Source organism: Kribbella antibiotica (assembly GCF_004349055.1).
GTDB lineage: Bacteria > Actinomycetota > Actinomycetes > Propionibacteriales > Kribbellaceae > Kribbella > Kribbella antibiotica.
In genome coordinates this window covers 1-7,926 of the sequence record NZ_SMKX01000244.1, presented here as the reverse complement: position 1 = coordinate 7,926, position 7,926 = coordinate 1, and the positions used below count along the sequence as shown (strand labels likewise).

The 7,926-nt window shown below is 66.1% G+C and carries 7 protein-coding genes; 2 read left to right on the top strand and 5 right to left on the bottom strand.

What is annotated here, in order from left to right:
- Nucleotides 1-1,337: neutral zinc metallopeptidase (locus E1263_RS41015; protein ID WP_132177653.1), on the top strand; the 1,337-nt coding region annotated here is incomplete at its 5' end.
- A gap of 25 nt (nt 1,338-1,362) precedes the next feature.
- On the opposite strand, the gene E1263_RS41010 is transcribed toward E1263_RS41015, so the two are convergent.
- The 5 genes from E1263_RS41010 to E1263_RS40990 are packed head-to-tail and all read right to left on the bottom strand — an operon-like array spanning nt 1,363 to nt 6,798.
- Nucleotides 1,363-2,964 carry an ABC transporter substrate-binding protein gene (locus tag E1263_RS41010; RefSeq protein ID WP_132177651.1) on the bottom strand — a complete coding sequence of 534 codons (1,602 nt, stop codon included), beginning with the start codon at nt 2,962-2,964 and terminating at the stop codon, nt 1,363-1,365.
- 31 nt (nt 2,965-2,995) lie between these two features.
- On the bottom strand, nt 2,996-3,823 hold the full coding sequence (gene opp4C, locus E1263_RS41005; protein WP_272949732.1) for an oligopeptide ABC transporter permease: 828 nt from the start codon (nt 3,821-3,823) through the stop codon (nt 2,996-2,998).
- A gap of 28 nt (nt 3,824-3,851) precedes the next feature.
- Nucleotides 3,852-4,802, bottom strand: coding sequence for an ABC transporter permease (locus E1263_RS41000; protein ID WP_132177647.1), 951 nt, complete (start codon nt 4,800-4,802; stop codon nt 3,852-3,854).
- Complete coding sequence (locus E1263_RS40995; RefSeq protein ID WP_132177645.1) at nt 4,802-5,797, bottom strand: ABC transporter ATP-binding protein; 996 nt, start codon at nt 5,795-5,797, stop codon at nt 4,802-4,804. Before E1263_RS40995 ends, E1263_RS41000 begins: the two co-directional genes overlap by 1 nt.
- Complete coding sequence (locus tag E1263_RS40990; protein ID WP_202869303.1) at nt 5,794-6,798, bottom strand: ABC transporter ATP-binding protein; 1,005 nt, start codon at nt 6,796-6,798, stop codon at nt 5,794-5,796. The genes E1263_RS40995 and E1263_RS40990 overlap by 4 nt, the downstream gene beginning before the upstream one ends.
- A gap of 131 nt (nt 6,799-6,929) precedes the next feature.
- On the opposite strand from E1263_RS40990, the gene E1263_RS40985 reads away from it, so the two are divergent.
- Nucleotides 6,930-7,926 (top strand): Lrp/AsnC family transcriptional regulator (locus tag E1263_RS40985; protein WP_132177641.1); only part of this gene is annotated, 997 nt, incomplete at its 3' end.

The window sequence follows — 7,926 nt, the reverse complement described above, 5'->3', positions numbered from 1 at the left end:
GTCCCGCCCAGCCCGGTCCGGCGCAGCCCGGCGCCGCGGGAGCTCGTGCGGGTCAGCAGCAGCCGCCGTACTCGGCGCCGCCTCGCCAGTCCGGCCCGCCGCCCGGTACGCCGCAGGGCCCGCCGCCCGCGCAGGGCCGTGGCGCTCATGCTGGTCCGCCGCAGGGGGCACGCCCCGTCGTCCCGCCGCCGTCCGGAGGACCTCGGGCAGAGGCCCCGCGCCCGCAGGGCTCCTACCTGTGGAGTCCGCCCGAGCAGCAGGCTCAGCCGCGCCACGCCGCAGGTGGAGCCGCGACCGGACCGATGGGTCAGCCGGTGCAGCAGCCTCCGACCTGGCAGTACCCGCCGATCCCTATCCCGCAGCCGCCTGGTTCCGGCCGCCGCCGCAAGTCGCGCAAACCACCGCGCGCCCTGCTCATCGGTCTGGTCGTCCTCGCCGTACTGGTGGTCGGCACTGGGATCGCACTGATCGTCGGCAACATGGGCGACGACAAGACCGCCACACCGCCGAACAACCCCGTAGCGTCCGAGACTCCGCAGGCCACGCCGTCACAGCAGCCGTCCGAGACCCCGTCGCAGGGCCCCGAGCCCGCACCGACCCCCACCGGCTCCAACAACGCGGCAGCCGACAAGGTCGTCACCAGCAGCAACCTGTACGCCGTCGGCCTGCTCGTACCGTCCAAGTGTCCGGAACCGCCGTTCGTCCCGACCAACTTCGCGCTCGCGACGAACTACTACAACCGGCTGCTCGCCTGCGTGAACGCCACCTGGACGCCGGCGATGAAGAAGATCAAGGTCAAGTACCGCGGCCCCAAGGTCGCCGTCTACAACGGCAAGGTCAACTCACCCTGCGGCATCCAGCGCAGCCTGCGCGCGGCGTACTGCGGCGCCAACGAGACGATCTACATGCCGTTCGCCGTCGACGCCCGCGCGTACAGGTCGAACCCGCTCTACGCCCGCGCACTGATGCTGAGCACGTTCGCCCACGAGTACGGCCACCACATCCAGAAGCGCACCGGCATCCTGACCGCTTCCCTGGAACGCGCTCAGACCATGGACGCCGGCCAGAAGCTCGAGGAGAGCCGCCGCCGCGAGCTCCAGGCCAGCTGCCTCGGTGCCGCCTACCTCGGCATCAACTCCGGCTACATCCCGATCACCGGCCCGCTGCTGCAGAGCTACCGCTTCCTGATCGAGCACACCGGCGACGACTACGCCCGCCCCCGGGTGCACGACCACGGCAACAAAGCCAGCAACTACCAGTGGAACATCGCCGGCTTCAACACCAAGCGCCCCGGCAGCTGCAACACCTTCAAAGCCGGCCAAGCCCGAGTCTCGTAGCCGAAGGCCTTCGGCGGGGGCGGCATCAGTTCGCCCCCTCGAAGGCCCACTGGCCGATGTTGGCGACCGTGCCGCCCCAGAACGGCGCGACCCCGCCGACGGCGATCGACTTGCTCGTCGCGGCGACCGAGTGATCGGAGTACAGGGTCAGCACCGGCAGATCGTCCTGCCAGATCTTCTGTAGCTCGTTGTAGATCTTCTGCCGCGCCGCGAAGCCCGGTTCCGCCTTGCCGGCCAGCAGCAACCGGTCGCTCTCCGCAGAGCTGTAGCCGGTCAGGTTGAAGGAAGCGCCCGTCGCGTACATGTTCGACACGTCCGGATCGACATTGAAGTTCAGGCCCATCAGGACCATGTCGTGGTCCTTGGCCCGGGCCTTCGCCAGCGTGGTGGGGAAGTCGTAGTTCGTCTGTACGACGTTGAGGCCGATCGCCTTGAAGTTCTGCAGCATGATGTCGGCCGAGCGTTCCCGGATCTCGTTGCCGGTCGGCACCACGAAGTTGATCTTGGTGCCGAAGTTCCAGCCGGCCTCGGTGAGCAGCTTCTTGGCCAGCACCGGGTCGTAGGTCAGGTTCTTCAAACCCTTGTCCAGGAAGGGGTTCTGGCTCGTGTACGGCCCGTCGACCACCTCGCCGTTGCCGCGCAGCAGTTCGTCGACGATCTGCTGCCGGTTGATCGCGTGCGCGAGCCCTTGGCGCAGCCGCGGGTCGGGGAACGTCTTCACATTGAACTGGATCGTCTGGAAGCCGATGTTCGGGTTCACCTTGGTATTCACGCCTTGCAGACCTTGGACAGTCTTCAGGTCCTGGAACGGGATGTTCCCGATGCCGCCGCCGGAGTTCATCAGGATTGCCCCGGACTGCAGTTCACCGGCGAGGTTGGCGGCCGGCATGATCTTCATGATCAGGCTGCTGATCTTGGGCGCCCCGAGGTAGTAGCCGGGATTGGCGACGTACTCGATGCTGGCGTTGGCCGTGTACTTCGCGAACTTGTACGGCCCGCTGGTGACATCGGGGAGCTGGGCGAACTTGCTGTCGTCGACCTTCGCCGGCGCGAGCTTCCCCAGCACGTGCTCGGGAACGATCACCACCTTGGTCCCGATCAGCTCCTTGACGTAGTTCGGGTCGACCGGCGACTTCATGGTGAAGACCGCCGTCGTGTCATTGGTTGCCGACAGCCCCGGAATCTTCGTCTGCCCCTTCGGCAGCTTCCCGGTCGAATCGACACCCTGCAGGGCCGAGACGTTGCTGCCGAGGCTGGTCAGCGACTCGGGGTTGGCGATCAGGTTCAGTGTGAAGACGACGTCCTTCGCGGTGATCGGCCGGCCGTCGCTCCATTTGGCGCCCGGATGCAGCTTGACCGTGAACACCTTGTTGTCCGTACTGGTGATCGACTCGGCGAGCTTCGGAACGAACTTCAGCGGCTCGGGCTGGTCCACCAGGGTGTCCATCGCGAATCGGACCGCCCACTGGCCGCCGATGTCGGCCTGGTTGATCGGATTCATGCTGGCCGGTGGATTCACGGTGCCGATGTAGAGCGTGTCGCCGCCCGCACTGGAACCTGAGCCGCCGGAACAACCCGCCGCAATCAGCAGGGCGGCGGCGGTCAGCGACGCGATCAAGATCTTCATCGTGGTTTCCCTATCTGTCCGGCGGGAGGGTTCATTTGTAGGAGCGGGACTCGAGCGAGTCGCGGAGTCCGTCGCCGACGAAGTTGATCGACAGCACGGCGAGCAGGATCATCAGGCCGGGCGGAATCCAGATCCACGGCTGGCTGGAGAGCACGGTGATCGACTGGGCCTCGCTGAGCATGTTTCCCCAGCTGGCCGCCGGCGGCCGGACGCCCATCCCGAGAAAGCTCAGCCCTGACTCGAGGATGATCGCCTGGGCCACCCCGAAGGTCGCGTTCACGATGATCGGCGACAGCGTGTTCGGCAGGATGTGCCGAAACAGGATCCGCGGCGTGCGATAGCCCAGGGCCACCCCGGCCTGCACGTAGTCGGTCTGCTTGATCGACAGCACACTGCCGCGGACCAGCCGGGCAACCATCGGCCAGGCCAGGGCACCGATCACGGCGATGATCGTGAGCAGGCTCGGGCCGAGAATACTGACCATGATCAGGATGACCATGAAGTACGGAAACGACATGAACACGTCGGTGATCCTCATGATCACCAGGTCCACCCACCGTCCGTAGTACCCGGCGAGCAGGCCCAGCAGCACACCGATAAGCACGTAGACGGCGACCGCCCCCACGCCGACGCTCATCGAGACTCGAGAGCCGTAGATCAGCCGGCTCAACACATCGCGACCGACCGCGTCTGTGCCCAGCAAGTGCTCCCCCGATGGCGCTGCCTCGAAGGACCCGAAGATCTGGTTCGGATCGTGCGGTGCCAGCAACGGCGCCAGCGCTGCCGTCAACACCATCAGGGCGACAATCACCAACCCTGCAACGGCCATCCGGTGCCTCAGGAAACGCCGTACCGCCATCCCAGCCGACGACCGAACTTCCCGGCGCTCATGCATAAGTGACCCTCGGATCCACGACGGCGTACGCGATGTCGGTCAGCAGGTTGGCGCCGAAGACCGCGATCGCGGCGATCAGGTTGATCCCCATCAGGACGGCGTAGTCGCGAGCGCCGATCGACTGGATCGTCAGCAGCCCGATCCCCGGCCACTGGAAGATCTGCTCGGTCACGATCGCACCGCCGATCAGGGCCGACAGATCGACGCCGATCACCGTCACCACCGGGATCAGCGCGTTCCGCAGCGCATGCTTGCTGGTGATCACCGACCGCCCCAGCCCTTTGGCTTTCGCGGTCCGGATGTAGTCCTGGCCGAACGCGTCGATCATGCTCGACCGGACATAGCGGGTCATGTTCGCCGCGGTTGCCGTGGCCAGTACGGCGACCGGCAGGATCAGGTGGTTGACCCGATCGGCGAACCCGCCGCCGCGGCCGAGCGTGATCATGTTCCCGGTCGGCAACCAGCCGAGTTCGAGCGCGAAGACGTAGATCAGCACCAGGCCGAGGAAGAAGTGCGGTACCGAGATACCCAGGAACGAGGCGCCGACCACGCTGTAGTCGGTCGCGCTGTTCTTCTTCCGGGCGGCGAGGATCCCGATCGGGATCGCCACCAGGTAGGCGATGACGAGCGACGTACCCATCAGCAGCAGAGTCGGGCCGAGCCGCTCGCCGATGAGCTCGGTGACCGGCGCCCGGTTCTGGAACGAGACCCCGAGATCACCGTGGAACAAGCGGGTCAGCCAGTGGAAGTACTGGACGAAGATGGGTTGGTCGAGACCCAGCTCGGCCTCGACCCGGGCCACGTCCGCGGAGGTCGAGGTGGGCGTGAGGTAGAGATCGGCCGGGCTGCCCGGGGCCAGGTTGATGATCAGGAAGTTGATCAGGGTGACGCCGATCAGGACCGGGATCCCGATCAGCAGCCGCCGGATCAGGTAGCTGCCCATCAGCCCACCGCCTCGACTGTTTTGCTTGCAGACAAAGGGAAATGGCACGCGACCGGATGATCGTCGCTGGTCAGCTGCGGAATCTCGGTTCGGCAGATCGCTTGCGCAGAAGGGCATCGGGTGTGGAAGACGCAGCCGGCCGGCGGCTTCGCCGGGCTCGGGACGTCACCTTCGACGATGATCCGCGGCCGGTCCCGCAGATGCGGATTCGCCTCGGGATAGGCGTCGAGCAAGATCTCGGTGTACGGATGCCGCGGTCCGGCGAAGATCGCCCGCGTCGTACCGACTTCCATCACCTTGCCCAGGTACATCACCACGATCCGGTCGCTGATGTACCTGATCGCGCCCAGCCCGTGCGAGATGAAGACATAGGTCAGCCCGAACTCGGCCTGCAGATCCTTCAGCAGGTTCAGGACCTGGGCCTGGATCGAGACGTCCAGCGCCGAGACCGGTTCGTCGCAGACGATCAGCTTCGGTTCGAGCATCAGGGCCCGGGCGATGCCGACCCGCTGTCGCTGGCCGCCCGACAGTTCGTGCGGGTAGCGGTTCAGGTACAGCTTCGGCAGTCCGACCACTTGGATGATCTCGGCCGCTCGGGCGTGTGCTGCCGCCCGGCCGAGCCGGTGGTGCGCGATCAACGGCTCGGCCAGGAGGTCACCGATCCGGATCTGCGGGTTGAGCGACGAATAGGGGTCCTGGAAGACCATTTGGAGGTCCGTACGGAGCCGTCGCATGGTGCCGGCGGACAAGGTGGCGATGTCGGTGCCCTCGAAGAGCACCGAGCCTGCCGTCGGAGCCTCCAGCCGGAGAATCGCTCGGCCAGTAGTCGATTTGCCGCAGCCGGACTCGCCGACGATGCCGAGGGTCTCGCCCGGATAGACGTCGAAGCTGACGTCGTCGACGGCCCGCACCTGGCCGACCGTCCGGGCCATGACGCCTTTCCGGATCGGGTAGTACTTCTTCAGGTTCCGCACCTGCAGCAGCGGCGCCGTCATGGGAGTACCTTCGCGACCGGTACGTCGTACAGCCAGCAACGGACTGTGTGATCGGGACTGCCATTGAGCTGGAGGAGTTCGGGGCGGTCGTCGCGGCAGCGATCCATCGCCTGCGGGCACCGATCGTGGAACCGGCACCCCGTCGGCATCTGCGCCAGACTCGGCACCGAACCGGAGATCGCTGTCAGCCGTTCGCCGGCCGGGCCGGCAAGGTGCGGGATCGATCGCATCAGCGCCGTCGTGTACGGATGCTTCGGCTCGTCGAACAGCGTGAAGACATCGGCCTGCTCGACCACTTGCCCCGCATACATCACCGCGACCCGGTCGGCCATCTCGGCCACGACGCCTAGATCGTGCGTGATCAGGATCATCGCCGTACCGGTCTCTGCGCTCAGATCCCTGATCAGCTTGAGGATCTGGGCCTGGATCGTCACGTCGAGCGCAGTGGTCGGCTCGTCGGCGACGATCAGTTTCGGGCCGCAGCTCAACGCCATCGCGATCATCGCCCGCTGCCGCATCCCACCGGACAGCCGGTGCGGGTAGTCGTCAACGACCTCCGCCGCCCGTGGGATGCCGACCTTCGTGAGCAGCTCGATCACCCGCTCCCGCGCCTGCGCTTTGGTCAGCCCGAGATGCAGGATCATCGTCTCGGAGAGCTGGTCGCCGATCGTCAGCACCGGGTTCAGCGAGGTCATCGGCTCTTGAAAGATCATCGCGATCGAGTTGCCGCGGATCGCCCGCAGCCGGCGCTCCGGCAGCGTTGCCAGATCCTGGTCCTCGAAACGGATCGAGCCGCCCGCAACCCGACCGTTGTCGGCCAGCAGGCCCATGATCGACAGGGCGGTCACGGACTTGCCGCTGCCGGACTCACCGACCAGGCAGAGCGTCTCCCCGGGCGCCAGGCTGAAACTGACCTCGTCAACGGCCGTGACCGCGCCTTGGTCGGTACTGAACTCGGTCTTGAGATTGCGGACCTGCAGCAGTTCCGGAGTGGTCGACAAGCGGATCCTCCAGGGCAGATGGGAGATCGCAGTAGCCCAAATAGTCCCCAGGGTGCCTATCCAGTCATATTTTCTCGAAGACATTGCAGGGAACTTGCATACAGAACGTCTACATGCAGTGATTTTGCGTTATGGACGACGTAGATTTCGCGCTGGTGAACGCCTTGCAGATCAGTCCACGGGCCGGCTGGTCCCAGCTCGAGGCGATCATCGGGGTAGACGCCACCACCCTGTCCCGGCGTTGGACGCGCCTGGTCGACAGCGGCCTGGTGTGGAGCTCCTGCTTCGCCGTCACCCCGCCGTCCGGACCGCTGCGGTCGAGCGGCGTGATCGCGCTGGTCGAGGTCTCCTGCGTGGCCGGCGAGCGCGAGAACGTACTGGACCGGATCACGCCGAACCCGTCTGTACTGACCATCGAATGCACCTCGGGATCGCGTGAGCTGATCCTGACGTTGTCGTTCCGGTCCGTCGCCGAGGTGGACCGGTACGTCGCCACCGAGCTGGCCACGGTCCCTGGCGTACTGGCGACAAGGACCCACTTCACCCGCACGTTCTTCAAGGAGGGAACGAGTTGGCGGCTCGGGGTTCTCAGCCGGAGCCAGACCCGAGCACTCGATGCGCTACCGGCCAGCGGTATCGACGCACCGGCCCGGCCCACTCCCCTGCATGAGCAGGTGATCAACGGCCTCGCGGGCGACGTCCGCCGTTCGGCGACCTCCATTGCCGACGAGATCGGCAAGAGCGTCGCCACGGTGACCCGCGCCATCGGTCAACTCTTGTACGCACCATGGGCCCGGACTCGCGTCGACCTCGCCCACAACGTGGTCGGCTACAACGCGTCCGTGATGGTGTGGTTCAGCGTCCCGCACCACCAGCTGGAGACCGTTGGTGCGGGTCTGGCGCTTCTACCGGAGACACGCATGTGCTGCTCAGTCGTCAACAGTGCCAACCTCACCGCGGTGCTGTGGCTACGCGACCTGCTGGAGTTCGACGCACTCGAGGCGAAGATCGCCCGCGCCTTCCCCGACGCCCAGATCGAGGACCGCTGGATGCTCCCCCGCTTCGCCAAACGCCTCGGCCACATCCTCACCCCCACCGGCCACCACGCCAAGTTCGTCCTCCCCAACC

What these genes read in the sequence shown, in the direction of transcription:
- E1263_RS41010 (WP_132177651.1), bottom strand. Translation starts at nt 2,964, where the DNA reads ATGAAGATCTTGATCGCGTCGCTGACCGCCGCCGCCCTGCTGATTGCG.
- opp4C (WP_272949732.1), bottom strand. Translation starts at nt 3,823, where the DNA reads ATGGCGGTACGGCGTTTCCTGAGGCACCGGATGGCCGTTGCAGGGTTG.
- E1263_RS41000 (WP_132177647.1), bottom strand. Translation starts at nt 4,802, where the DNA reads ATGGGCAGCTACCTGATCCGGCGGCTGCTGATCGGGATCCCGGTCCTG.
- E1263_RS40995 (WP_132177645.1), bottom strand. Translation starts at nt 5,797, where the DNA reads ATGACGGCGCCGCTGCTGCAGGTGCGGAACCTGAAGAAGTACTACCCG.